Source organism: Micrococcus sp. KRD096 (genome assembly GCF_017168495.1).
In the GTDB taxonomy this organism is placed as follows: Bacteria; Actinomycetota; Actinomycetes; order Actinomycetales; family Micrococcaceae; genus Micrococcus; species Micrococcus luteus.
In genome coordinates this window covers 1-461 of sequence record NZ_JABFAY010000074.1, presented here as the reverse complement: position 1 = coordinate 461, position 461 = coordinate 1, and the positions used below count along the sequence as shown (strand labels likewise).

Genomic DNA, 461 nt, shown 5'->3' with positions numbered 1-461 from the left:
CAAGAACAACGTGCTCGTGTGGCTCGAGCCCATGGGCGCCGCCGTGTTCGGTGCCCTCGGCACCTGGATGGGCGTCGCCGTGGACGCCGTCGGCGCGTTCATGGACGCGTGGGGGCGGGCCGACGGCACCATCACCCAGGGTGGGCTGCTCGGCTTCATGGAGGCACTCTCGGCACGGGTGCAGGAGGTCTACGGCTGGTTCCAGAACAGCCTGATCCCCGCGCTCGCCGCGTTCGGCGGCTGGGTGCAGCAGAACAGCTCCTGGCTGGGGTTCCTGGCCGTCGCCCTGGGCGCCGCGGGCGCCGCCGTCGGCATCCTCGTGGGCGCGTTCAAGGCGTGGGCGGCCATCACGAAGGCAGTGACCGCCGCCAAGCTGCTGCTCACTACGAGCTTCGCGCAGCTGAACACCGTCATGGCCGCGAACCCCATCGGGGTGGTCATCGTCGTGCTGGCTGCACTGG

Annotated in this window: 1 protein-coding gene; it reads left to right on the top strand. The window is 70.5% G+C overall.

The window, feature by feature from the left end:
- Positions 1-10 precede the first annotated feature (10 nt).
- Positions 11-461 (top strand): hypothetical protein (locus J1M41_RS11725; protein ID WP_206451809.1); only part of this gene is annotated, 451 nt, incomplete at its 3' end.